Origin of the sequence: Solicola gregarius (assembly GCF_025790165.1) — a bacterium.
Lineage (GTDB): Bacteria > Actinomycetota > Actinomycetes > Propionibacteriales > Nocardioidaceae > Solicola > Solicola gregarius.
This window is the reverse complement of record NZ_CP094970.1, coordinates 4,329,933-4,355,160: the sequence shown is the minus strand read 5'-3', so window position 1 is coordinate 4,355,160 and position 25,228 is coordinate 4,329,933. Positions and strand designations below refer to the sequence as shown.

Sequence of the window (25,228 nt, the reverse complement as noted above, 5' to 3'; positions counted from 1 at the left end):
ACTTTCCTCCTCGGCCTTGCGGGTGCATCCACCTGGACGACGCCTTCCGTAAAGCCATTTCGAACGCAGGGCACTAGTGCCCCTTCTCGGTTCCGGGGTCAGGGCCGAACGATGCGAGCTCGTCGGTCGCATCCGCGTGTGCGCGTCGTACGGCATCGCCCAGCCACTCGGTGCCCCGGTAGACGTTGTCCTCGCCGAGCTCACCCAGCACACGCTCCGTGCGGAGCTGGTGGAGTACGCGATCGCTTGCGACGATGAGCTTCAGTACGCAGCCGTGCGCCTGCAGTGCGCGCCCGTACTGGCGGAGTACATCGATGATGGACAGGCCGAGCTGGTCGACGCCGCGCAGGCGGATGACCACCACGGCGGGTCGGCTCCTGCCCGTGACGACGGGCAGCTGTCCCCTCAGCACGGGCGCGCTGGCGAAGAACAGGCTGCCGTACGGCTGCAGCACCACGACGCTGGCCGCTTCGAGCATGCCGGGTGGTTCCGACTCGTGCAGCCGGCCGTCCGGTGCCACCTCGATCTGGCGAAGCGCCACCCGGTTGGACTGCTCGGCGACGTGCAGGACGATCGCGAGGCCGACGCCGGCCAACACCGCGTACTGCAGCGGAATCACCAGGGTCATGACCAGTGTCACCACGAGCACGGTCGTCTGCAACGGACCCGTACGCACCACCGACATGACCTGGCTGGGCTTGATCGTCGCGATGCCGACCACGATCAGCAACGCAGCGAGCGCCGGCATCGCCACATGCCCTACAACCCCGCCGAGGGCGACGATCACCACGGCCATGACGACTCCGGCAGCGAACAACGCCATCCGGCTCCTCGCGCCGGCGGACTGTGCGAGACCCGATGCCGACATCGAGCCGCCGACCGGCATGCCCTGGAAGAGACCCGCGACGACGTTTCCCGCACCCTGTCCGATGAAGTCGCGCGACGCATCGGCGGGCCGGCCGTCGGGGTTCGGCACACCGCTCGACACCGCGGCGCCCTGGACCAGACCGACGAAGGCGAGCGACAGGGCGGGCAGCAGCAGGGCGAGTGCCTCACTAGGGACGGGAAGGCGCGGAGCCGGTAACGCCCGCGGGAGATCCGCCAGGTCGCCGACGAGCGCGATCGACCCGCCGGCCGCATCGATGACGGCCGCCAGCGCCGACCCGATGATGATCGCGACCACGAGACCGAGCGACCGCAGCCGGGTTCGGCGCAAGAGCACGATCAGGACGATCGACACAGCGCCCACCACAACGGTCCACCCGTCCACCCGCCACGGATGCAGAACCAGGTTGACGGCGCGAAGCACCCGGTTCGCGCCCGGTGCGTCGTACCCGGTGAAGTTGCTCAGCTGCCCGAGCACGATGTTGATGCCGACGGCGGTGACGAACCCCGTCATCACCGCCGTCGGTACGAACCGCAGGAGCGCGCCTCCGCGTACCAGGCCCGCGACGATCATGACGACGCCCGTCAACACCGCAAGGGTGAACAGCGCCCGGTCGGGGTCGTCGCGCGCGGCGAGGTCGGTGTCGGCGACGATCAGCGCCATTGCGCCCGTGGACTGCACCGCCATCAGCGCACTACTGGTGAATGCGGCCGCACCGACCATGCCGAAGAGGTACGCGTACAAACCCGCGAGCGGGTTGACGCCGGCCAGGATGCCGCTGGCGAGACCGTCCGGAACGCTCTCCACCCCGAGCACGACACCGGCCGACGTGTCGGCCTTCAGCTTCGCGCGGTCGATGTCCCTCACCCGCCGGGCACCCCCGACGGCGCCAACGGCGCGCTCACGGAGCCGGCGCATCCACGCTGCCGCCACTCGACCACCGCCACATCTCGATTCGACCCGTCCCCAACCCTAAGGTGCGGGTGTGCTGGTCGCGGGTGCGTGAGTGGGGCGTTTTGTCGGCTTCCCGCCTTTCGTCATTCCCGTGTACGTCGGTGCAGACCGACCGATGCGACGGAGGAGTACTGGGGTGCTCGTACCTTCGCGAGTGGCGCAGATCCGTTGCTAGTAAGGCGCTTCAGTAAGGGACTTGCGCCACTCGCGAACGAACGGAAGCCAGGATCGACGTAGCGACGTGTTCGGCACGACGCACGCGTTCAGCCGCGCAGGACGAGCAACGATTCGTCGGGCGGCGGGGCGGGAGTGGCCGATCGCCGGAGCCGTTGTCCCGCCGGCGGTGGCGGTCGCCATCGGTGCGATGGCAGGGTTGTCGGACGCGAGCAGCGCCTGGCTCGGGCTGGGAGTTGCCGTTGTCGGGCAGACCGCCTGGGCTGCGGCGTCGGCGCTCTCGACCGGGGCGGTCCGGCGGATGGTCGCTCTCGCGATGACCGTCAACCTCGTTCTCGGCCTCGTGCTGGTCGCGCTCAAGGTACTCCTCACGCACTAGGGCGTGTCCCGCAAATCCGCGTCGATCAGGGAGCGGGTCTCGGCGCGCGATCCGGCAAGGCGCGGGAGCGAGCATGGAGCTGGATCCTCCCTGGAGCGATCGCAACGCAGCCGGTCGTGATGCCGAGGCACGCGAGCCGACGGGGGTTTGCGGACATGCCCTAGCCTCGGGATCCCGCCATGGTCAGCGTCGGGGCCTCTCGGCCGCGTGCTTCTCGTCCGGTACGACGACGAACCGGAACGACGTGACCTCACCGATGTTGCCGGCGGCGTCGACGGCGCGGTACTCGACTCGATGGTGCCCGTACCCGGGCTTGCGCTTCTCGAACGGCGCCCACGACATGCCGCCCGGGCTCAGTGCGCCGTACACGAGCTCCTTGATCGTCGTCCCTCGCGGCGTGAAGTGGAACGGCGTGCCTTCGGGCGCATCCGGCCAGCCGTAGTAGTGGTGCCAGCCGTCGCCGTCGAGACGGAACTCCGCAACGACATAGCCTTCCTGGTCGTCGGAGGGGTCGAGTCCCATGGTGAGGTCGTTGCGGTAGATCCGCAGCGGCGCGCGGCGCGGGATGCCGATCCGCTTGAACGGCCGCGAGAGATCGGCCTCGACGGTTGGCGCGACGTTGTCGACGGTCCAGCGGCGCTCGTCGACGGGGGCGCCGCCGTCGAGCAACGTCGCGGTCAGCTCGTACGTACCGGCCGCGAGATCGAGGGACCCGAGATCGACACTGCCGCTGCCATCCGCGTCATCGATCGGGTCACCGTCGAGGGTCCAGCGGACGTCGGGCTCTACTCCGCCCGGGTGCGTCGTCTCTGCGAAGACGACGTCCTCGCCACCGACCTGCCGCTCGGTCGGCGTGGACGCCGAGAACGCCAGCTCGTCATCGGCCGGCGGCGCCGACTCCCCGACGGTCCACGTGCGCGAGAACGACATCGCGGCGGATTCGCGGAGCGCCGGATCGCGCACGAACTCGGTCGGGTCGGAGACGTCGACCGTGACTTCCTCCCCCGCCTCGACGTCGAGCTCGGAGAGATCGAGGTTCCGCGCACCATCAGTGCCGCCGACGTCCTCGCCGCCGACCGACCAACGCACGTCGAGATCGTGGTACGTGGGATGCGGGGTCTCCACCCACAGCACATCGTTCGGCGCCACGTCACCCGCAGGCGTCGCATCCGCCGCGAGCTGCGACAGGTCGCGGCGACCGGAGATCTGGCGCGTCATCACCTCGCGGCTGACCTGGTCGAACGGGTACGCGAGCCACCGCATCATCGAGTGCCTGCTCGGCCGCCAGATGTCGCAGCAGGCGTACATGCCACTCTCGTAACGGCCGATGCGGCCACCGGACAGGCTCTCCTCGCCGAGCCAACGCCACCACTTCTTGTGCTGGCTCCGCAGCTGACCGCTCGTCAGGGTGGTGTGGTGTGCCGAGTCGGGCTCCTCGTCGGTGTACGGATCGCCGGGCACGCCGCGGTCGTAGTACGGGTACTCGTCCTGCAGCTCACCGAGGGAATGCCCGAGCTCGTGTGGCGTGATGTACGGGCCCAGCGAGTTGCCACCCGATGTCGTCGCGTTGCGACCGCCGATTCCGCCGTACGTACCGGTGTTGGCGAGCGTCAGCGTCTGTCGGTTCTGCGGCGTGACGCCAGGGATCTCGTCGACGTACGCCTCCAGTGCCTCGCTACCGCCCTCGCCGAACGTGATGCCGCGGGCGTTCGGGTCGGCGGGGCACTGCTCGGCGTACTCGAGGGTGAGCGCGGTGTCGCGGCGCACGTTGCCATCGTCGGGGTCACAGCTGATGCCGGACTCGGCGGACGCGACGTCGACCCGGTAGACGTTGATGTAGTTGCGGTAGCTGCGGAACGGCTCGATGCTCCAGAGCACGTTCAGGTGCTTGTCGACGTCGGCGTAGTAGTCGTCCAGCTCGTCGGCGGTGTATCCGTCGCCGAGCACGATCAGGTTGAGGCTCTCCTCGGGCGGGCCCGAGACCTGCAGCGGGGTGACGTCGCCGTCGGCCGTGGCGGGCTGCGCATCCGCGGACCGCGGAGAACCCGCTACGACGAGCAGCGCAGCGACGAGAAGTGCGGCAGCGGCGGCGACGACGCTACGCACAGTGGGAGCAGTGACCGAACGTGACGAGGACATACCGGCCATCGAAGCACCGCGTACGGGCACCGTCCACCCCCGTGGGCATGACGTTCGAGTCGCGACACGCCGCGAAAGCCCACCCGAACGTCATGCCCAGCGGGGCGGGTGGCTCGGAAACCTCAGCCGGCGGCCCCGACCGTCACCTCGTCCGTCGACTGCTCGCTGAACTGCGTGCGATAGAGCTCCTCGTACCGCCCGCCGAGTGCGATCAGGTCGGCGTGCGTACCGCGCTCGGCGATCCGGCCGGCCTCGATCACGAGGATCTGGTCGGCCGCGCGTACGGTCGACAACCGGTGGGCGATGACGATGGCCGTCCGGCCCTCGAGTGCGACGTTCAGCGCATGCTGTACGTCGGCCTCCGACGTCGAGTCGAGATGGGCCGTCGCCTCGTCGAGGATGACCACCCGCGGCTCGGCGAGAAGCAGCCGCGCGATGGTGATGCGCTGCCGCTCGCCGCCGGAGAACCGGTATCCGCGTTCCCCCACGACGGTGTCGAGCTGGTCGGGCAGCTCGGCGACGAGGCGGTCCAGCCGTACGCTGCGCAGCACGTCCCACAGGTCGTCGTCGCTGGCTTCCGGGTGCGCCAGCTTCAGGTTGGCGCGCAGCGACTCATGGAACAGGTGGCCGTCCTGGGTCACCATGCCGAGCGCGTCGCGCAGCGAATCGGCCGACAGCTCGCGTACGTCGACGCCGGACAACCGCACGCTGCCCTCCTCGGCGTCGTAAAGGCGGGGTACGAGCTGCGCGATGGTCGACTTGCCCGCGCCCGACGACCCGACGAGCGCGACCAGCTCTCCTGGCTCGACCGTGAAGCTGACGTCGTGCAGCACGGTCTCGCCGCCACGGGTGTCGAGCGACGCGACCTCCTCGAGCGACGCGAGTGAGACCTTGTCCGCGGACGGATACGCGAAGCCGACGCTGTCGAACTCGACCGCGATCGGACCGTCGGGAACGGGTCCGGCATCCTCGGAGTCACGGATCAGGGGGACCAGATCGAGCACCTCGAAGACCCGCTCGAAGCTGACCAGCGCACTCATCACCTCGACGCGGGCACTGGCCAGCGCGGTGAGCGGCGCATACAGCTGGGTGAGCAGCAAGGCAAGGGTGACGACCGCCCCGGCGTCGAGATCGCCGCGCAGCGCGTAGAACCCGCCGAGCCCGTAGACCAACGCGAGCGCGAGCGCCGAGACCAGCGTCAGCGCGGTCACGAAGATGACCTGCAGCATTGCGGTGCGGACACCGATGTCACGTACCCGTGAGGCGCGTACCGCGAACTCGCGTGACTCGTCCGCCGGACGCCCGAAGAGCTTGATCAGGGTCGCGCCAGGAGCCGAGAACCGCTCCGTCATCCGGCTGCCCATCACCGCGTTGTGGTTGGCCGCCTCGCGCTCCAACGCGGCGAGGCGGCGGCCCATCAGCCTCGCCGGGAGTACGAAGACCGGCAGCATGATGAGCGCGAGCAAGGTGATCTGCCACGAGATGGCGATCATCACGCCGAACGTCAGCAGCACCTTGACCAGGTTGCTGACGACACCCGAGAGGGTGTCGCTGAAGGCCCGCTGCGCGCCGATGACGTCGTTGTTCAGCCGGCTGACCAGCGCACCCGTCTGGGTCCGGGTGAAGAACGCGACCGGCATCCGCTGGACGTGGTCGAAGACCGCCGTACGCAGGTCGACGATCAGACCCTCGCCGATCGTCGCCGAGAGCCAGCGGGTCAGGATGCCGAAAACGGCCTCGCCCACAGCAAGCAGGGCGATCACGAGCGCGATCGTGACGACGACCGAGACGTCGTCGCCGGCCGTGATCGCGTCGACGACACGCCCGGCAAGGACCGGTGTGAGCACGGCCATCGCAGCGCTGACGGTGCTGACCACGAAGAACGCGATCAGCTTGGACCGGTGCGGTTGTGCGAACCCGAGGATCCGCCGCAGCGTCGCGCGCGAGAACGGGCGTCGCTCCTCCTGCGCGTGCATCGCGTGGTACATCGACGTCCACGCGGTGACTTCCATGCTCATTGTCGTTTCCCCTCGATGTGTGGCTGCGGCATCCGCAAGCCTAGAACGTCAAGTTTGGTTTAGGTCAACTGGTCGACGACCGCTGCGCGCGATCAGGCCGTCGAGGTCAGCCGGTGCCCCTGAGCCGACATGCGCCGCCCGGAATCCCATCGGTGCGAAGGACTCGCCCAGCAGCTCGGTGAGGCCGAGGTGTGCAACCGCGACCGTTCGTTCGTCGAACACGGCCTCCTCGCCGAGCGCCCGCGCGAGATCCCACGTGTGGATGACCATCTCGGCGACCTGCTCGATGAGAACGATGCTCCGATCGGTTGGCCCCCGGTACGGAAGATCGATCACGGTCGCTCGAACCAGGGACGCGACGAGCGCGGTCGACGCGTGCCTCAGGTCGGCTGCCGCGCGGCCGGGTCGGAGCCGGTACGTCGGTGAGCCGTCGGCGAACGGCGGTGCCTCCCCCACCGCGCATGCCGCGACCACGCGCTGCCACCCGATCAGGTGCCCGAGCAGCCGGCGTACGTCGAACTCGTCGCAAGGTGTCGGCAGCACGAGCTGAGGTTCGTCGATCGGGTCGACGAGCCGTTGTAGCACGTCGAGCGCGTCCGACAGCACGGCGAGACTCCGCTGGTCATCGAGCGATACGTGCACGCCGCAAGCGTGTCACCCGGGTCTGACAACGGCGGCAAGAGACCGCCAGCCGAGCATGAGCACGGCGAGCACGACGACGGTGACGATCGCGAACGACACCGCGATGCCCTGCCCGCTTGCGTACCGAAGGGCCAGCCCGCAACCCGCCGTGAGTACGACGACCGCCACACCCGTCACGACCGCCGCGTACCGTGCGGACCCGACCGAGACGACCACGACGGCGATCAGCAGGCCACCCAGGAACGGCCACAGTGTGCGCAGCACACCTCCGACGGCGAACGCGTCGCCACCGTCGTGCTGCATGCGGCCGACGCCGACGAACACCAGAACGGCCAGTACGTCGAACGCGACCGCACGAAGGTCGAGGCCGCTCATACAAGAACGGTAACGGTGTGGATCACCAGCCCGACGAGGCCACCCACCACCGTGCCGTTGATCCGGATGAACTGCAGATCGCGGCCGACGTACAGCTCGATGCGATTCGCGGTGTCGCGGCCGTCCCACCGCCCGACGGTCTCCGAGATGATCGTGGTGACCTCCGCGCCGTACCTGCCGACGAGGTACGCCGCGCCGTCCTCGGCGTAGGCATCGACTCGCTGCTGGAGCTCGGGATTGTTCGCCAGCCGGCTACCGAACGCGCGCACCTCGGCGAGGCCGCGCCGGCGCAGCATCCCGTCGGGGTCATCGAGCGCCTCTGTCAGCGCGTCGCGCAGGGCCTTCCAGATCGCGATCGACGCGTCGCGTACGCCCGGTTGCGAGAGGACCCGCTCCTTCAGACTCTCGGCGTTCGCCATGACCACCGGATCGGACTGGAGGTCGTTCGCGAGATCGGCGAGGAGCCGATCGAACGCCTTGCGCGCAGGATGGGCGGGATCGTCACGAATGTCTGCGACCCACGAGACCACCTCGATGCGCAACCGGCGGATGACCCGCTCGTCGAGCCATTGCGGCGTCCACCACGGCGCGCGCTCGGCGAGCATCCGCTCGACGACCTCCTCGTTCTCCTGCAGCCAGCGGTGGATCTCGTCCAGCCCGAGGTCGACCAGACCGTGATGCGATCCCGACTCGACGACCTGGGCCAGCAGCTGGCCCGCGGCGGGACTCAGCGGCTCCGCGATCAGCTGCGGTATCAACACGTCGCCGACGAGCGCATCGACGTCCTCGTCGCGGATCCGCCCCATCCCTGCTCCGAGCACCGTGGCCGCCTCGTCGACGAGGCGTTTGCTGTGCCGCTCGTCGGCGAGCCACTCGCCCACGCGCTGAGCCACGTGCGCGTCGCGCACGCGTTCGCGTACGACGTCCTCGACCAGGAAGTTCGCACCGACGAACTCCTCGAGGCTCTTGGCGAGTGCGTTCTTGCGGTTCGGGATCAGCGCCGTGTGCGGGATCGGGATGCCGAGTGGATGCCGGAACAGCGCGGTCACCGCGAACCAGTCGGCGATCGCGCCAACCATCGCCGCCTCCGCCGCGGCGTTGACGAATCCCCACGCGCCGTCACGGTCGAGCGTCAGCGCGTACACGACGGCTGCGGCGATCAGCAGCGAGACCGCGACGATACGCATCCGGCGGAGGGCTCGGCGGCGTTCGTCGTCGTCCGTCGCTCCGTCGAGCAACGACGGCGCGACCGGGCGGGACCGCTCGCTCACGTGGCTCATCGACAGCTCCTCGGGTTCGCGGCGCTCCAGCACCGGCGTCTGCGAGCCTATGCGACGCCGTGGAGACGGCGTGCGGTCCTCTACGCTGCGTAGGTTCGACGTCGACAAGCGAGCGGGAGTGAGATGGGAGTGGATCCCCGATGAACGACCGCGACGACGCCGCATCGGACGCGGGATCGCGTGAACTCGCGGCGGAGGACCGGAGTCGTACGCGAATCCGCGCCGAGATCTGGATCGTGCTGGGGCTGAGCCTCGGACAGTCCGCGGTGTACGCGGTGGTCAGCCTGATCGGCAAGCTCACCGAGGGACCGCTGCGTGACCAGACGGCGACCCTGAACGCCTCCGAGAGCACCCGGGAGTACCTCGACCTCACCTACCAGGTGCTCGGCATCGCCTTCGCGCTCGTGCCGGTAGCGCTCGCGCTCTACCTGCTGTCGGCGAACGGCCGATCGGCGCTGCGTACGCTCGGCCTCGACCGCACCCGACCGTGGTTCGACGTCGGGGCTGGTGTCGGTCTCGCGGCCCTGATCGGGCTGCCCGGCCTCGCGTTCTACTTCATCGGCCGCGAGCTGGGTATGACGGCGACCGTCGTGCCCAGCGCCCTCAACGAGTACTGGTGGACAGTGCCGGTGCTGATCCTCTCCGCGATGCAGAACGCCGTGCTCGAGGAGGTCGTGGTCGTCGGCTACCTGATGACGCGGCTCCGCGACCTCGGCTGGGAGCTGCCCGCAACCCTCGCGACCAGCGCGCTCGTACGGGGCTCGTACCACCTGTACCAGGGCGTCGGGCCCGGCATCGGCAACGCCGTGATGGGGGTGATCTTCGGTTACTGGTACTACCGCACGGGGCGGGTGATGCCGCTGATCATCGCCCACACCATCCTCGACATCGTCGCCTTCGTCGGGTACGCGCTGCTGAAGGACCCGCTGGGCCTTCCCTAGCGAGCTCGCGTACGCACTGCCAATCGACACCGTCACCCGGTACTGGCGAGCGCGCGGTTCAACCGGAGACGTCGACCGTCTCCCCTGTGTCCAGGACTCGGAAGTCCGTGCCGTACTCGCCAGCTATACGGCGGATGTGGCCGTACACGACGCCCTTGCCGTCGTCGTTGAGCAGGGCGTCGTGGATCTGGAACGCCTGCCGCGCACGAAGCGCGATCTCGAAGTCGAGCACCTCGCCGACCCGCGACCATGGCGCGTGGATGGGCACGAGGGCGGTGTCGACCGGCGCGGTCGGCACCGTGAACGAGTCGCCCGGATGGTAGACCGTCTCGTCGATCAGGTAGCCGACGTTGGCGACGACCGGCACGCTGCTGTGGATCAGAGCATGCTGTCCGCCGAACGTACGCACGCCGAACCCGGAGGCGTCGAACTCCTCCCCGGCGCCGACCGTCGTCACGACGTCCGATAGCGCCGGCAACATCTGTGCGACGCTTTCGGGCGCCCAGATCCGCAGGTCTGCATTGGCCTCGGCGGCCGCGGTGAGGGCGCCGATGTCGACGTGGTCCGGATGCTCGTGGGTGATCAGCACGGTGTCGATTCCCGCTAGGGCGTCGGACGCCTCGGAGAACACACCCGGGTCGATCACCAGCGTCCGTCCGGCCTCGCTCAGACGGACACAGGAATGGCCGAACTTCGCGAGCTGCATGGTGGCCCCTCTTCCCTACTGCGACGGTGTCGTTCGATGACGTACTCGCTATTGTCGAGATCATGACCACGACAACGGACAGGTTCCTCTATACCGCGCGTTCCCCGGTCACCGGGGGACGCGCTGGGAACGTGCAGTCCGACGACGGTTTCGCCCACACCTACGTAAGCCCGTGCTCCGACGCGACCGGCAAGATCCTGGTGGAGGCCGTCGCTGTCTGAGGACACCCCACCCAGCCAGTCTCGGACGGTCACGCGCGGCGGCCTCGACCCCGCCTCGATCACGTTTCCCGCCGAGCTGCCGGTGAGCGCACGGCGCGACGACATCGCGTCTGCGATCGAGGCCAACCAGGTCGTGATCGTCGCCGGCGAGACGGGCTCGGGCAAGACCACCCAGCTGCCGAAGATCTGTCTGGCGCTCGGGCGCGGCGGCCGGAGGACGATCGGTCACACCCAACCGCGGCGCATCGCCGCGCGTACCGTCGCGGCGCGGATCGCCGAGGAGTGCAAGGTCGAGCTCGGCGGCGGGATCGGGTACGCCGTGCGGTTCTCCGACCGGACGAGCCGCGACACCGCGGTGAAGGTGATGACCGACGGCCTGCTGCTCTCGGAGATCCGCCGAGATCCCGATCTGCGGCGGTACGACACGATCATCGTCGACGAGGCACACGAGCGCAGCCTGTCGATCGACTTCCTGCTCGGGTACCTCCGCCGGCTACTCCCCCGGCGCAAGGACCTCAAGGTCATCATCACGTCCGCCACGATCGACCCGGAACGGTTCGCGGAGCTGTTCTCCGGACCGGACGGGCCCGCGCCGATCATCGAGGTCAGCGGGCGTACGTACCCGGTGGAGAAGCGATACCGGGCGCTCGCGGAGCGCGACGACTCGGACCAGCTGCAGGCGATCTCCGATGCCGTCGACGAGCTCGCGACAGAGGCACCCGGCGACGTCCTGATCTTCCTCTCGGGCGAGCGCGAGATCCGCGACACGGCGGATCTGCTGGAGCGGCGGCAGCTCCGCAACACCGAGATCCTTCCGCTGTATGCGCGGCTGTCTACCGCCGAGCAGCAGCGGGTCTTCAAGCCGCACACCGGCCGGCGGATCATCCTCGCGACCAACGTCGCGGAGACGTCGCTGACCGTGCCCGGAATCAAGTACGTCATCGACCCGGGCACGGCGCGCATCTCCCGCTACAGCCAGCGCCTGAAGGTGCAGCGGCTCCCGATCGAGCCGATCTCGCAGGCCAGCGCGAATCAGCGCGCCGGCCGCTGCGGGCGTACGTCCGACGGCATCTGCATCCGGCTCTACTCGGAGGAGGACTACGAGTCTCGACCCGAGTTCACCGAGCCCGAGATTCTCCGGACGAGTCTCGCATCGGTGATTCTGTCGATGATCTCGCTCGGCCTGGGCGAGCTGTCGGCGTTCCCGTTCCCCGATCCGCCCGACCGTCGCGCGGTACGCGACGGGGTTGCCCTCCTGCACGAGCTGGGTGCGATCGACGAGGCAGGCAAGCGGCTCACCGATGTCGGCAGAGCGATTGCCGAGCTGCCGCTCGACCCTCGCCTCGCGCGGATGCTCGTCGAGGCCGATCGCAACGGGTGCCTTCGCGAGGTGCTGGTCATCGCCGCCGGGCTGTCGATCCAGGACCCGCGCGAGCGACCGGCGGAGCGTCGGGACGCTGCCGACGCCAGTCATCGGCGGTTCGGTTCGCCGGACTCCGACTTCGCGGCATACCTCGACCTGTGGCGGTACCTCCGGGAGAAGCGACGCGAGCTGTCCGGCAACCAGTACCGCCGCATGTGCCGCACGGAGTTCCTGCACTACCTGCGCATCCGCGAGTGGCAGGACGTACACACCCAGCTGCGCCAGTCCGTACGCGAGCTCGGCATGAACCTCAACGAAGCCGAGCCGAGCGACGACGCGATCCACCAGTCGCTGCTCTCGGGACTCTTGTCGCATGTCGGCCTTCGCGAAGGCGACACCCGCGAGTACGTCGGCGCGCGCAACGCGCGGTTCGCGATCTTCCCCGGATCGCCCGTCGGCAAGAAGCCGCCGCGCTGGGTGATGGCGGCCGAGCTGGTCGAGACGTCACGGCTCTGGGCGCGCACCGCCGCGCGCATCAACCCCGACTGGATCGAGCCGCTCGCACAGCATCTGGTCAAACGTTCGTACAGCGAGCCGCACTGGTCCAAGCGCCGCGGCGCCGTCATGGCCCGCGAGAAGGTCACGCTGTACGGCGTACCGATCGTCGTCGACCGACCCGTCACGTACGGCAAGATCGATCCGCCCGTTTCGCGCGAGCTGTTCATCAGGCACGCCCTCGTACAGGGCGAGTGGTCGACCCGTCATCAGTTCTTCCACCGCAACCGCCGGATGCTCGAGGACGTCTCCGAGCTCGAGGACCGCGTACGTCGCCGCGACCTGCTGGTCGACGACGACACGCTGTTCGCGTTCTACGACGAGCGCCTACCCGACACGATCGTGTCCGGGCGACATTTCGACAGCTGGTGGAAGCGCCGCCGCAAGCGCGACGCCGACCTGCTCGACTTCGAGAAGTCGCTGCTGTTGCGCAGCGATGCCGACGTCGACGCGACGGTGGACCAGTTCCCCGACGTGTGGACGTCCGAATCGACCAGCCTGCCGCTCACCTACGAGTTCGAGCCCGGTGCCGCGAGCGATGGCGTGACCGTCGACGTACCGCTCGAGGAGCTGCACACGATCGACGCCGACGCGTTCTGGTGGCAGGTCCCGGGTCATCGCGAGGAGCTGGTGGCCGCCCTGATCAGGACGCTGCCGAAGGGTCTTCGCCGCAACTTCGTACCTGCCGGTGTCACGGCACGACGAGTGCTGTCGACTGTCGGACCGCAGGACGGCCCGATGCCGACCGTGCTCGCCAATGCCCTGCAACGGATCGGCGGCCTCGAGATCTCCGCCGACGACTTCGCACCGGATCGGCTGCCCGACCACCTACGGATGCGGTTCCGCGTCGTCGACGGCGAGCGGACCGTCGGCGAGGGGAAGGACCTCGCGCAGCTCCGCGACGACCTGCGTCCCCGCTTGCAGAGCGTCCTGACCGACGCGGCAGACCGGCTCAGCCGCGACGGCATCACCGACTGGGACTTCGGTGACCTTCCCGCGGACATCGAGGTCGAGCGGCATGGGCACCAGGTCCGTGGCTACCCGACCCTCGTCGACCGTGGCGCGAGCGTGAGCATCGCCGTCGTCGAGGACTCCGACGAGCAGGCGTACGGCATGACCCGCGGGGTGACCCGGCTGATCGCACTCACGACGCCGTCGCCGGTCGCCGCGGTCACGAAGACGTTCGACAACCGCACGAAGCTCACGCTCGCGGACAGCCCGTACCGCTCCGTACTGGACCTGCTCGAAGACGCCCGCGATGCGGCGATCGACGTTCTCGTCGGCCGCCACGGCGGACCCGTCAACGACGCCGACGCGTTCGTGCGACTACGCGAGGCCGTCCGCGCGGACACGTTCGATGCGTGCGCGGCGGTGGTACGCGACGTCGCGGACGTACTGGCGGCCCGGCAGGTGCTCATGCGCGAGCTCGATGCCGCACCGGGCTCGCTGCACACGGTCGCCGACGATATCCGCGTCCAGGTCTCGTGGCTCATCTACGACGGGTTCGTACGCGAGACGGGCGCCGACCAGCTGCGGCACGTGTCGCGGTACCTGCGTGCCGCGTCGACACGGCTCGGTCGGGCGCCCCATGCACTGGTCGCCGACGCCGCCGCGATGAGCGACGTGCAGGACCTCGAGGCCGACTACTACGCCGCCACCGAGGGGATGCGGCCCGAGCAGCTCGCGGCGCCGCGCGTACGCGACGCCCGCTGGGCGCTCGAGGAGCTGCGGGTGAGTCTGTTCGCGCAGTCGCTCGGAACGGCGCACCCGGTGTCGGTGAAGCGCGTCCGCAAGCTCCTCGCCCAACTACGGTGAGGAGAGAGTTCTGGCCCGGTGAGGAGAGAGTTCTGGCCCACCCGCGAGAGAGTTCGGGCGTCGGAATCCTCTCCTCGACGGGCCAGAATCCTCTCCTCGACGGGCCGGAATCCTCTCCTCACCGTTCCTAGGCGGAGGGGTTCTCGATCGGTAGGGAGTCCTGCGAGTACTTCGAGATGACGATGTCGCGGTCGCCGACCGGCTCGTCGACGTTCAACACCGTCGTACGCCTCGTCGGGTCGCCCGTGCACCCCGCCTGCTCGCCGATGATCACGGTGACCTCAATCGTCGAGTCGGTCTCGTGGGTCGCGTAGCCGGTGAAGATACTGCAGAGGTCCGGGCCGCCCTCGAAGTTGACGTCGACCGCCTTGCCACTGGCCGACGGGTTCGCGCTGTCGACCTTCGCCGTGCGATACGTCTTCGGCGCACCCTGCGAACCCGGTTTGATCACCAAGATGGCGTCCGGGATGTCGCTCAACCGGTCGACGGCGGTCGGGGCCGCCTCCGTCGGCTCGTCGTCACCCTCGTCATCGTCGCCGCTGCACGCCGATGCTGCCAGCGCGATCGCTATGGCACACGTGACCGCGGCGACGCCTCGTGCAATACGCATGAGCAGACCGTACACGCCGGGCGGGCGCGAACCCGCACGCCGGGTTCAGCCCTGGTCGAGCGCGTTGTTGAGCTGGTCGAGGAGCCGGGCGAGCGTGGTCAGGTCGTCGGGCTGCCAGTCCTCGAGAACGGCCGCCAGCTGCTCGTGCCGGCGCTTGCGTACGTGCTCCACGCGGCTCACGGCCTCGTCGGTCAGACGCACCAACCGGGCACGCCCGTCTGTCGGGTCGGGGACGCGCTCGACGAGCCCCAGCTGCTCGAGCGTCGCGAGCCCGCGACTGACGGTGGACTTGTGCACCGCGAACGACTCCGCGAGATCGGTCGCGCGTACGCCGTCGGTATTCGGCTCGGCCGCGTCATCGACGGCGAGCAACAGCAGGTAGTTCCCGAGCTCGAGGTCGGGATGGACGTCGGCGACCGTACGCATGCTGCGCGCTCTCGAACGCCGCAGCATCCGAGTGATCTCGTACTCGACATCGCGGGCCAGGGGAAATTCGCTCACAGTGCCAACTCCGGTTTGATCCTCGAAACGGTCCACACACGCTGGCGCCGGGCGGCGACCGCCGTTGCGAACAGACTAGCCGCAAGGAAGGCCCACAGCACGAATACGTCGCGACCGACGGCCGTCGACGACCCGTTGTACATCCGATGTCGCCGCTACTTCAGCTCGGCGCTGGACAGGTCCAGCAGGCGTCGCGCGACGATGAGCTGCTGGACCTGCTGGGTGCCCTCGAAGATGTCGAGGATCTTCGAGTCGCGGCTCCACTTCTCCAGCAGCTCGCGCTCGCCGTACCCGAGCGTGCCAGCAAGCTCCACGCAGCGCAGCGTGATGTCGTTGGCGGAGCGGCCGGCCTTGGCCTTCGCCATCGATGCCTGCAGCGAGTTCGGCTTTCCGTTGTCGGCCATCCAGGCGGCCTGCAGCGTGAGCAGGTACGCGGCCTCCCAGTCGGCCTCCATCGCGAGGTACGCGGCGGCGGCCGCCGACTGGCGCTGCGCCGGACGGTCGTAGTCGATCTCGATACCGGCCTCCTGCAACAGGTCGCGGGTCGCCTCGAGCGAGGCGCGCGCGCAGCCGACTGCCATGCCCGCGACCAGCGGCCGGGTGTTGTCGAAGGTCTGCATGACACCGCCGAACCCGCGCTCGGTGTCGATCTCGGGACTGCCGAGGAGGTTCTCCGCGGGAACGCGGCAGTTGTCCAAGATGATCGTCGCGGTGTCCGAGCCGCGGATGCCGAGCTTGTGCTCGAGGCGCTCGACGCGGATACCGGGCGTGTCCTTCATGACCACGAACGACTTGATCGCCGCGCGTCCCTTGGTGCGGTCGAGGGTCGCCCACACCACGACGGCGTCGGCCCGGTCGCCGGACGTGACGAAGATCTTCTCGCCATTGAGCACGTACTCGTCGCCGTCGAGCTCCGCGGTCGCGGTGATGGCGGCCGAGTCGGACCCGCAGCCGGGCTCGGTGATCGCCATCGCCGCCCACACGCCGTCGAAGCGGGCGAGCTGCTCGTCGCTGGCAACAGACGCGATGGCCGAGTTGCCGAGACCCTGGCGCGGCATCGAGAGCAGCAGCCCGACGTCACCCCAGCACATCTCCATGACCGACAGCACCGACGACATGTTCGTGCCGTTGCGTACGCCGTCGTCGCCGTTGTCGGTGCGTCGTACGCCCGTCGCGCCAGCACCCTGGCTGTTGCCGGAGTCGTCCATGCCGTCGACGAGCGAGGCGAGGAGATCGAGCTCCTTGGGGTAGGCGTGTTCGGCGGAGTCGTACTTGCGGGAGTTGGGACGCAGGAACTCCGCGGCGACCTGGTGTGCCTGGCCGACGAAGGTCTTGAACTTACGGGGCGTCTCGAGGTTGATCATGTGTCGCAGTCCTTCTCGCTCGTGCTCACTCGTTCCTCACGCTTCTCCCTCTCAGACGAGGAGGCTGCCTTCCATCACGCCGACCGCGCGCAGGTCTCGGTACCACCGCTCGACGGGATGCTCCTTGACGAAGCCGTGCCCGCCGAGGAGCTGCACACCGTCCTGACCGATCTTCATGCCGTACTCGCTGCACAGGCGGCGCGCAAGCGCGACCTCACGGGCGTTGTCGAGCCCCTGCTCCGCGCGAGAGGCCGCGCGATACGTCGCGAGGCGCATGCCCTCGAGCTCGATGCCGATGTTGGCGACCATGAAGGCGACCGACTGGCGGTACGCGATCGGCTCGCCGAACGCCTTGCGCTCCTTGACGTACGGCGTCACGTAGTCGAGGACGGCCTGTGCCGTACCGACGGCGAGGGCAGACCACGCGATCCGCGACAGCCGGATGCACTCGCGGTACGCGTGCTGCTCGGTGTCGCCGAGCAACGCGTCCTCCGAAACCCGGACATCGTCGAAGACCACCCTCGAGAGGGACGCGGCGCGCAGACCCATCGACGGGTCGGCCTCGACCTCGAGGCCGGACGTGTTCGACTCGACGATGAACAGTGCCGGCCCGCTGCCCTCCAGGTCGGCCGCGATCACGAACAGCTCGGCGGCAGCGGCGCGTACGACCGCGGACTTCACGCCGTTGAGCGTGTATCCCCCACCCGGCGTGCGCTTGGCCGTCGTGCGTAGCTGCAGCGGGTCGAACAACGCCGTCGGCTCGGCGATCGCGAGCGCGGCCGACGGGATCTCCTCGCCCGTGAACGACGGCAGGTACGTCTGCTGTTGGTCGGCGCTCCCCCACAGCGACAGCGCGGTCGCCACCGATGCGGGTGCCAGGCAGGCGACGGCGAGCCCCATGTCGCCGTGCGCGAGCGACTCGGCGACAAGCACTCCCGTCGTCGTCGTGCGCTCGTTGTCGAGACCTCCGAGGTCGTCGGGGACCTCCAGTAGGGTCAAGCCGAGCTCGGCGGCCTGCTGCAGCAGCTCGTGCGGTGTCTCGCACGCGGCTTCGGCCTTGTCGGCCGCCGGTCGAACGGCCTCGGTGGCGAACTCCTTGACCACCGAGACGATCATCTGCTGGTCGTCGGTCGGGGTCAGGTCGAACACGCCCGTACGCCGGCCCGCCTTCGTCCGGCTCGGCGAACCGCCGCTGCGCGCCTTGACGAACGTGCGGTTGACCGCGCCGAGCGTACGGAATCCGGTCTTCGTGGCCTGGAACACGACCCGCTCGGTCGGCTTGCGCATGCCGAGGCGCTCGATCACCCTCGACCCGGCGATCCGGTTGAGGGCGGCTAGCCCGTACCCCATGGCGTCACGGCGGTAGGTGACAATCCCTCGATCTGCTGACACGACGACTCCTTCGGGCCTCGCACGGCGGCTCACCCAAGGAGTGTAACTCTCGTTTGCACTCTGTTGCACATGGCCTCCGTCACGCCGCCGAAACTCGCGTGCGTTGCGCCAGTGCGTCGCATACCGTGCGGCGATGAGAATCGCCGCGATCGCCGACATCCACGGCAACCTTCCCGCGCTCGACGCCGTGCTCGCCGACATCGAGAGTGCGGGGGTCGACCTGGTCGTCAACCTCGGGGACATCGTCTCCGGCGGTGTCCAGCCGCGCGAGACCGCGGATCGGCTCATCCCGCTCGCCCTGCCGACCGTTCGCGGCAACCACGAACGCCAGGTCCTGACGCTGCCCGTTGACCGGCTGGGCGCCTCCGATCGTCTTGCGCGCGAGTCCCTCTCAGCCCGACACCGGACGTGGCTGGCGTCGCTTCCCCTCACGTCGGAGCTCGCACCGGGCGTCGTGGCGTTCCACGGCTCACCGACGAACGACACGGTCTACCTGCTCGAGACGGTCGAGCCGAGCGGCGTACGCCGCGCTACGACCGACGAGGTCGTCGAACGACTCGGCGCGTACGCCGCGACGCCGCTCCTTCTCTGCGGTCACACGCATCTCCAACGATCGATGCGGCTGCCGACGGGAGCGCTCGTCGGCAACCCGGGAAGCGTCGGCTGGCCCGCGTACGACGACGACAGACCGTACCCGCACGTCATGGAGGCGGGCACGCCGCACGCGCGCTACGCGGTCGCCGACGATCGCGACGGCACGTGGCAGCTGTCGTTCCGCTCGGTGAGGTACGACTGGGAGCACGCCGCGTCGATCGCCGAGTCGAACGGACGTCCCGATGTCGCCAACGCACTGCTGACGGGCCGCGTCTAGGATTCGTACCGCATCGTCTGCCCGAACCGTCAAGGAGACACGCGTGTCCGAGCTGCCGACCGGTGGAACAGTCCGCCCGATCACCCGATGGGGTGCGCCCGTGATGCACCACGAGCTCCGCGACGTCACCGCGTTCGACGACGAGCTAGCGACGCTCGTGGCCGATATGTTCGCGACGATGTACGCAGCGGAGGGCGCTGGTCTGGCCGCGAACCAGGTCGGCGTCGACCAGAAGTTGTTCGTCTTCGACTGCACGGACGGCTCCGACGCGCGCGTCAAGGGCGTTGTCTGCAACCCGGTGCTCACCCTTCCCGACCCGGGCGAGCGGCGCCTCGACGAGGACGACGAGGGCTGCCTCTCGCTTCCGGGCGGCTACTCCGCCTGCGCCCGGCCGGACTGGTCGCGCGTCGACGGCGTCGACCACACCGGCGCTCCGGTGACGTACGTCGGCGAGGGCGGTACGCTCGCGCGCTGCCTCCAGCACGAGACCGACCACCTCTTCGGCCGGGTCTTCGGCGACCGGCTCTCCGCCCGCGCCCGCAAGAAGCTGTTCAAGCAGGCCGCGCAGATAGCCGACCAGTTCGACGACGACTGGCCAGCGTCGCGCCGCCACACCGCGTCCGCGGAGGGCTGAGGCGGCCGGGTGGCGTGCGGCGATAGGCGTGGTGGGGCGATACCAAGTGAACTCGGCTCCGCCCACTCCCCCAGGCACCGACACCCCGCCCAGTGCAGCCATACCAAGTGAACTTGGTATCGCCACACAGGGCCGCAGCACTGTCGGCACCGCATGCAACTCTTGACCCCGTGCTGACGATCTCCGACGACGAACGCCGCCGACGGCTGCAGGTGCGCCACCGGCTCAGCGAAACCGATCACGCGACCGACCCCGATGACGCGGCGGCGAGCCTGCTCGCGCTGCACGCGAGCGACCCCGCATCGGTCTACCTCTCCGTCCTGGCACGCGCACCGGAGGCGAAGCTCGCCGACGTATCCGCCGCACTCTACGAACGCCGCTCGCTCGTACGCCTGATGGGCATGCGGCGTACGCTCTTCGTCGTTCCCGGCGACGTCGTCGCGTGCGTCCACTACGGCGCCGCGCTACCCGTTGCCGACCGGCTGCGCCGGGGCATCGTCAAGGATCTCGAGAAGCTGCCGACGGATCCCGCGATCGAGGGTGACGTCGACGCATGGCTCACCGACCTCGAACGCGCGACGATCGAGGTGCTGGGCGTACGACGGACCGCCACGGCAGCACAGATCTCGGCCGACGAACCGCGGCTGCGTACGGCGATCCTGCCCGTGTCTGACAAGAAGTACGACATTCGGCGCACCATCAACAGCCGCGTCCTTACCATGCTCGGGGCGTACGCCCACATCGTCCGCGGCGCGCCGCGCGGTGACTGGACGTCTCGGGCGCACAGCTGGGAGCCCGCCTCGAACTGGTGGCCGGACGGCATCGAACCGCTCGATCCGGCAGCCGCTCGCGCGATGCTCGCGCAACGGTGGCTCCGGGCATTCGGCCCGGCGACCATCGCCGACCTGCAGTGGTGGACCGGCTGGTCGCTCGGCCACACCCGCACAGCGGTTGCCGCCCTCGACACGGTCGAGGTCGCGCTCGCCGCGGGCGACGGTGTCGTGCTCGCCGACGACCTCGACGAGACGCCGGAAGTGGCGCCACGGGCAGCCCTGCTCCCCGCCCTCGATCCGACGCCGATGGGCTGGAAGCACCGCGACTGGTATCTCGGCGACCACCGCGACGCACTGTTCGACCGCAACGGCAACATCGGCCCGACCGTGTGGTGGGCCGGACGCGTCGTGGGCGGTTGGGCGATCGCTCCCGACGGCGGTGTGCGCTGGCGGCTGCTCGCGGACGCCGGTGCCGAGGCCGAGGCGGCGGTCGCGGCCGAAGCGGGTCGGCTCGAGCCTCGCCTCGAGTCGACCGTCGTCGTGCCCAGCTTTCGTACGCCGCTCGAGCGCGACCTCAGCGGCGCCTGACCGGACCGGTGAAGCGGCGAGGCCTCAGCCTTCGCGAAGCGCCCAGCAGGCCACGGCGACCGATGCCGCGACGTTGAGGGAGTCGATGTCCGCGGCCATCGGGATCATCACCACGTCGTCGGCGGTCGTACGCCAGCGCGGCGAGAGTCCATGGCCCTCCGAGCCTACGAGCAACGCGACCTTGTCTCCGACCTGCAGCCGAGCCAGATCGGTCGCGGCGTCGTCCAAGGCGAGCGCGACCCGCTGGAACCCGTGCCGCGCAAGCAGGTCCGGCGCCTCGTACCACTTGTCGAGCCGCGCGTACGGCAGCCAGAACACCGACCCCATGGCGACCTTGATCGAGCGCCGGTACAACGGGTCGGCGCACCGCGGTGACAGCATGATCGCGTCGAAGCCGAGCGCCGCGACCGACCGGAAGATCGCACCGACGTTGGTGTGGTCCACGACGTCCTCGATCACGACGATGCGTCGCGCCGTCGCGAGCACGTCGTCGACCGCACGCGGCGCCGGCCGCTCGAGGGACGCGAGAGCGCCCCGATGCACGTGGAAGCCGGTGACGCGCTCGATCGCGGCCTCGCTCAGCACGTAGCAAGGCACGTCGTGGTCGTCGAGTACGTCGGCCAGCGACTCGAGCCATCGTGGCGCCATCAGGAACGAGCGCGGCCGATGCCCCGACTCCAGCGCGCGGCGTACGACCTTCTCGCCCTCGGCGATGAAGAAGCCGTGCTCCACCTCGAGCGACCTGCGCGCCTGTACGTCGCGCAGCCGGACGTAGTCGCGCAGCACTGGGTCGTCGGCACCCGCGAGAGCGACGCGCTCAACCATCGACCGCGGCGCCGTCCAGGACCGCGACGACGTCGCCGACCACCACGACCGCCGGCGGACGGAACCCCTGCTCCGCGACGGCGACGCCGACCTGCCCGAGCGTCGATCGCAACCGGCGCTCGGTCGGCATCCCGCCCTCCTGGATCACGGCGACGGGCGTGTCCTCGGATCGACCGGCGTCGGTCATCGCCGCCGTGATCGCCGCGAGGTTGTCGACCGCCATCAACAACACGACGCTGCCGCCGGTACGCGCGAGCGCATGCCAGTCGACCAGCGAATCCGGATGACCGGGCGGCAGGTGCCCGGACACAACGGTGAATGCGTGCGTGACGCCGCGATGCGTGACCGGTACGCCGGCCGCGGCCGGGACGGCGACGGCGCTGGTGATTCCCGGGATGACCGTGCATTCGACACCCGCGCGTACGCACGCGAGCTGCTCCTCCATGCCCCGGCCGAACACGTACGGATCGCCGCCCTTGAGGCGTACGACCCGGTTGCCCGCGAGCGCACGGTCGACGAGCACCCGGTTGATCTCGTCCTGCTGGGCGGCCCGGCCGCGCGGCAGCTTGGTCGCGTCGATAACCTCGACGTCCGAGGACAGTTCCGAGAGCAGCTCCCGCGGCGCCAGCCGGTCGGCGACCACGACGTCGGCCTCGGCGAGGGCGCGCCGGCCGGCGAGCGTGATCAGCTCGGGATCGCCCGGCCCGCCGCCGACGAGGACGACGCCCGGGCTGCGGCGCCGGTAGTGCGGGGCCCCGACCTCGCCGCTGCGCAACGCGTGGATGAGCGCGTCGCGTACGCCCGCGGACCGTCGCGGGTCACGGTTCGCGAGCACCGACACCGTCAGCTCATCGAATCGGCCGGTCGCCGGCGTCCAGGCCGTACCCGCAACGGCGTCGTCACCGCGTACGCAGAACGTCTGCTGTGCGTCGGCCTCCGCGACGACCGCGGCGTTCGTCTCTGCATCGTCGGACAACGCAAGCGCGTACCACGCACCGGCGAGGTCGCCGGCGGCGAACCCGCGGCGTTCCCAGACGATCTCGTCGCCGGCGGAGAGCCCTTCGATTGCGGGCGTCACCTCCGGCGACACGACCGTGATGATCGCGCCGGAGGCCAGTAGCGCGGGAATCCTGCGCTGGGCGACGTGCCCGCCGCCGACCACGACCACGCGCTTGCCGGCCAGCCGCAGCCCCGCAGGATACGGCGGCGGTTGCTCGTCTGGTTGATGCGAGGTCGTCGTCACATCGGTACCGTTCGCAGATCCGTTCACTGCAGCCCGACGCTACACGGCCGGCCGGCGCGGCCGACTGGCTCGCCCACGTTTCAAGACGAGCGGTAGCGTCTGGTGCACGTGCCGCACATTCGTAGGGAGAATCGATGAGCCTGGACCGTCCCGTCAGTCCGAACCCGTACGACCTGCTTCCCCGTGTCGAAGCGTTCTCGGTCACCAGCGACGACGTGACCGACGGTGAACCCCTTGCTGACGCACAGGTCGCGAAAGCTGGCAACACGTCGCCGCAGCTGCACTGGACCGACTTTCCCGAGACCACCAAGAGCTTCGTGGTCACCTGCTTCGACCCCGACGCGCCGACGCCCTCGGGGTTCTGGCACTGGGTACTCGTCGACGTGCCGGCCTCGACGACAGATCTGCCGGCAGGCATCGGCGGTGGTGACGACCTGCCCGGCAACGCGTTCCACGTACGCAATGACGGCGGCGCCAAGGGCTACCTGGGCGCCGCACCGCCCGAGGGAGACCAGGTCCACCGGTACTTCTACGTCGTTCACGCTGTCTCCGAGGAGTCCCTCGGCGTCGACTCCGACACCAGCCCCGCCGCGGTGTCCTTCAACCTCGCGTTCAAGACCCTCGCCCGCGCCATCACCGTCGGTACGTACCGCCACTGACCGCACGCTGCCCCAACCACGCCCGCTGGGCCGCACGTTTCAGCCCCAGAATCGGCGATTCTGGGGCTGAAACGTGCGGTTCACGGTGCGGGGCTACCGCTGCGGGCCGCCTCCGGTCGGCGGCTGGCCACCCGAGGGCGGTCCGGGCGGCGTCTTCCGGCCCGGAGGCGGCGTCGCCGGCGGGTCCTGCGAACCGGCCCCCTTCGATCCGGGCGGCGGGTTCTGCTGAGGCGGCGTGGGCGGAGTCTGCCGTGACGAACCGCCTCCACCGGGAGCGGCGGCGCTGCGCGCATCCTCGATCGCCTCGGCAACGGCGTCGTGGGTTGCGGCAAGTCGCTCATCGGAGACCGTGGGAGCGATCGGCTCGTCGAGGTCGATGCGCTTGCTCGGACCGTCGACCTGATCCGGGATGGCGCCGACGGCGTTCCCGAGCCCCTCGAGGGCCTTGCCGATCTCGCTCGGAACGATCCACACCTTGTTGGCGTCGCCCTCGGCGATCTTCGGCATCATCTGCAGATACTGGTACGCGAGCAGCGACTGGTCCGGTGAACCGTCGTGGATGGCCTGGAACACCGTCTGGATCGCCTGACCCTCGCCCTGCGCCTTCAGGATCGACGCCTCCCGCTCGGCCTGGGCGCGCAGGATCGCGGCCTCGCGGTCGCCCTCGGCCGACAGGATCGAGCTCTGCTTCTCGCCCTCGGCCGTGAGGATCGCGGACTGACGGCCGCCCTCCGCGGTGAGGATCGCCGCGCGCTTGTCGCGCTCGGCGCGCATCTGCTTCTCCATCGCGTCCTTGATGGACGGGGGCGGGTCGATGCCCTTCAGCTCGACGCGGTTGACCCGGATGCCCCATCGCCCCGTCGCCTCGTCGAGTACGCCGCGCAGCGAGCCGTTGATCTGGTCGCGCCCGGTGAGCGCGTGCTCGAGCGTCATTCCACCGGTGATCTGGCGCAGCGTCGTCATCGTCAGCTGCTCGATCGCCTGGATGTAGTTCGCGATCTCGTACGTCGCGGTCACGGGGTTCGTGACCTGGAAGTAGATGACGGTGTCGATCGAGACGACCAGATTGTCCTCGGTGATGACCGGCTGCGGCGGGAACGACACGACCTGCTCACGCATGTCGATGACGTAGCGGACCTTCTCGATCCACGGCGTGAGGAAGTTCAGGCCCGGCGTCAGTGTCTTCTTGTATCGGCCGAAGCGCTCGACGATTCCGCTTCGCGCCTGCGGGATGATCTTGATCGTCTTCGCCAGCGTCACGATCACCAGCAACGCGATCAACACCAGGAAGATGGAAACTGCGAGTTCCACTCAATGATC

At 69.2% G+C, this 25,228-nt stretch carries 22 protein-coding genes; 8 read left to right on the top strand and 14 right to left on the bottom strand.

Annotated features, from left to right (window positions below):
* Window positions 1-73: 73 nt before the first annotated feature.
* On the bottom strand, window positions 74-1,753 hold the full coding sequence (locus tag L0C25_RS21200; RefSeq protein ID WP_271633762.1) for a SulP family inorganic anion transporter: 1,680 nt from the start codon (window positions 1,751-1,753) through the stop codon (window positions 74-76).
* A 328-nt stretch (window positions 1,754-2,081) separates the two neighbouring features.
* Here L0C25_RS21200 and L0C25_RS21195 point away from each other — a divergent pair, with 328 nt between their 5' ends.
* The gene (locus L0C25_RS21195) at window positions 2,082-2,393 is read left to right on the top strand and encodes a hypothetical protein (protein WP_271633761.1); all 312 of its coding nucleotides are present in this window, start codon (window positions 2,082-2,084) and stop codon (window positions 2,391-2,393) included.
* Window positions 2,394-2,576: 183 nt separating this feature from the next.
* Here L0C25_RS21195 and L0C25_RS21190 read toward each other — a convergent pair whose 3' ends face one another.
* The 5 genes from L0C25_RS21190 to L0C25_RS21170 form a co-directional block, all read right to left on the bottom strand.
* Window positions 2,577-4,532 carry a M64 family metallopeptidase gene (locus L0C25_RS21190; protein ID WP_271633760.1) on the bottom strand — a complete coding sequence of 652 codons (1,956 nt, stop codon included), beginning with the start codon at window positions 4,530-4,532 and terminating at the stop codon, window positions 2,577-2,579.
* 122 nt (window positions 4,533-4,654) lie between these two features.
* On the bottom strand, window positions 4,655-6,550 hold the full coding sequence (locus L0C25_RS21185; protein ID WP_271633759.1) for an ABC transporter ATP-binding protein: 1,896 nt from the start codon (window positions 6,548-6,550) through the stop codon (window positions 4,655-4,657).
* A gap of 48 nt (window positions 6,551-6,598) precedes the next feature.
* Window positions 6,599-7,192, bottom strand: a complete 594-nt coding sequence (locus tag L0C25_RS21180; protein WP_271633758.1) for a maleylpyruvate isomerase family mycothiol-dependent enzyme — start codon at window positions 7,190-7,192, stop codon at window positions 6,599-6,601.
* A 12-nt stretch (window positions 7,193-7,204) separates the two neighbouring features.
* Complete coding sequence (locus L0C25_RS21175) at window positions 7,205-7,567, bottom strand: DUF3054 domain-containing protein (RefSeq protein WP_271633757.1); 363 nt, start codon at window positions 7,565-7,567, stop codon at window positions 7,205-7,207.
* Window positions 7,564-8,847 carry a DUF445 domain-containing protein gene (locus L0C25_RS21170; protein ID WP_271633756.1) on the bottom strand — a complete coding sequence of 428 codons (1,284 nt, stop codon included), beginning with the start codon at window positions 8,845-8,847 and terminating at the stop codon, window positions 7,564-7,566. The genes L0C25_RS21175 and L0C25_RS21170 overlap by 4 nt, the downstream gene beginning before the upstream one ends.
* A gap of 140 nt (window positions 8,848-8,987) precedes the next feature.
* On the opposite strand from L0C25_RS21170, the gene L0C25_RS21165 reads away from it, so the two are divergent.
* On the top strand, window positions 8,988-9,788 hold the full coding sequence (locus L0C25_RS21165) for a CPBP family intramembrane glutamic endopeptidase (protein ID WP_271633755.1): 801 nt from the start codon (window positions 8,988-8,990) through the stop codon (window positions 9,786-9,788).
* Window positions 9,789-9,846: 58 nt separating this feature from the next.
* On the opposite strand, the gene L0C25_RS21160 is transcribed toward L0C25_RS21165, so the two are convergent.
* Complete coding sequence (locus tag L0C25_RS21160) at window positions 9,847-10,494, bottom strand: MBL fold metallo-hydrolase (protein WP_271633754.1); 648 nt, start codon at window positions 10,492-10,494, stop codon at window positions 9,847-9,849.
* Between the two features lie 62 nt (window positions 10,495-10,556).
* On the opposite strand from L0C25_RS21160, the gene L0C25_RS21155 reads away from it, so the two are divergent.
* The gene (locus L0C25_RS21155; protein ID WP_271633753.1) at window positions 10,557-10,715 is read left to right on the top strand and encodes a hypothetical protein; all 159 of its coding nucleotides are present in this window, start codon (window positions 10,557-10,559) and stop codon (window positions 10,713-10,715) included.
* The gene (gene hrpA / locus L0C25_RS21150) at window positions 10,708-14,448 is read left to right on the top strand and encodes an ATP-dependent RNA helicase HrpA (RefSeq protein WP_271636872.1); all 3,741 of its coding nucleotides are present in this window, start codon (window positions 10,708-10,710) and stop codon (window positions 14,446-14,448) included. Before L0C25_RS21155 ends, hrpA begins: the two co-directional genes overlap by 8 nt.
* 127 nt (window positions 14,449-14,575) lie before the next feature.
* Here the strand turns inward: hrpA and L0C25_RS21145 are convergent, their stop codons facing one another.
* The 4 genes from L0C25_RS21145 to L0C25_RS21130 all read right to left on the bottom strand — a co-directional run bounded on the left by L0C25_RS21145 (window position 14,576) and on the right by L0C25_RS21130 (window position 18,315).
* On the bottom strand, window positions 14,576-15,058 hold the full coding sequence (locus L0C25_RS21145) for a hypothetical protein (RefSeq protein ID WP_271633752.1): 483 nt from the start codon (window positions 15,056-15,058) through the stop codon (window positions 14,576-14,578).
* A 45-nt stretch (window positions 15,059-15,103) separates the two neighbouring features.
* Complete coding sequence (locus L0C25_RS21140; protein ID WP_271633751.1) at window positions 15,104-15,559, bottom strand: MarR family winged helix-turn-helix transcriptional regulator; 456 nt, start codon at window positions 15,557-15,559, stop codon at window positions 15,104-15,106.
* 155 nt (window positions 15,560-15,714) lie between these two features.
* Window positions 15,715-16,923: an acyl-CoA dehydrogenase family protein gene (locus tag L0C25_RS21135; protein WP_271633750.1), complete on the bottom strand. Its 1,209-nt coding sequence runs from the start codon at window positions 16,921-16,923 to the stop codon at window positions 15,715-15,717.
* Between the two features lie 51 nt (window positions 16,924-16,974).
* On the bottom strand, window positions 16,975-18,315 hold the full coding sequence (locus tag L0C25_RS21130; RefSeq protein ID WP_271633749.1) for an acyl-CoA dehydrogenase family protein: 1,341 nt from the start codon (window positions 18,313-18,315) through the stop codon (window positions 16,975-16,977).
* A 133-nt stretch (window positions 18,316-18,448) separates the two neighbouring features.
* Here L0C25_RS21130 and L0C25_RS21125 point away from each other — a divergent pair, with 133 nt between their 5' ends.
* From L0C25_RS21125 to L0C25_RS21115, 3 genes are all read left to right on the top strand, one after another.
* Window positions 18,449-19,186 carry a metallophosphoesterase family protein gene (locus tag L0C25_RS21125; protein WP_271633748.1) on the top strand — a complete coding sequence of 246 codons (738 nt, stop codon included), beginning with the start codon at window positions 18,449-18,451 and terminating at the stop codon, window positions 19,184-19,186.
* Between the two features lie 43 nt (window positions 19,187-19,229).
* Window positions 19,230-19,820: a peptide deformylase gene (gene def / locus L0C25_RS21120; protein ID WP_271633747.1), complete on the top strand. Its 591-nt coding sequence runs from the start codon at window positions 19,230-19,232 to the stop codon at window positions 19,818-19,820.
* A 170-nt stretch (window positions 19,821-19,990) separates the two neighbouring features.
* Window positions 19,991-21,181, top strand: a complete 1,191-nt coding sequence (locus L0C25_RS21115) for a winged helix DNA-binding domain-containing protein (RefSeq protein ID WP_271633746.1) — start codon at window positions 19,991-19,993, stop codon at window positions 21,179-21,181.
* 24 nt (window positions 21,182-21,205) lie between these two features.
* Here the strand turns inward: L0C25_RS21115 and L0C25_RS21110 are convergent, their stop codons facing one another.
* On the bottom strand, window positions 21,206-22,006 hold the full coding sequence (locus L0C25_RS21110) for a TrmH family RNA methyltransferase (RefSeq protein WP_271633745.1): 801 nt from the start codon (window positions 22,004-22,006) through the stop codon (window positions 21,206-21,208).
* Window positions 21,999-23,249, bottom strand: coding sequence for a uroporphyrinogen-III C-methyltransferase (gene cobA, locus L0C25_RS21105; protein WP_271633744.1), 1,251 nt, complete (start codon window positions 23,247-23,249; stop codon window positions 21,999-22,001). The genes L0C25_RS21110 and cobA overlap by 8 nt, the downstream gene beginning before the upstream one ends.
* Before the next feature lie 134 nt (window positions 23,250-23,383).
* On the opposite strand from cobA, the gene L0C25_RS21100 reads away from it, so the two are divergent.
* Window positions 23,384-23,908, top strand: a complete 525-nt coding sequence (locus L0C25_RS21100) for a YbhB/YbcL family Raf kinase inhibitor-like protein (protein ID WP_271633743.1) — start codon at window positions 23,384-23,386, stop codon at window positions 23,906-23,908.
* Window positions 23,909-24,001: 93 nt separating this feature from the next.
* On the opposite strand, the gene L0C25_RS21095 is transcribed toward L0C25_RS21100, so the two are convergent.
* On the bottom strand, window positions 24,002-25,219 hold the full coding sequence (locus tag L0C25_RS21095) for an SPFH domain-containing protein (RefSeq protein WP_271633742.1): 1,218 nt from the start codon (window positions 25,217-25,219) through the stop codon (window positions 24,002-24,004).
* Window positions 25,220-25,228: the final 9 nt, after the last annotated feature.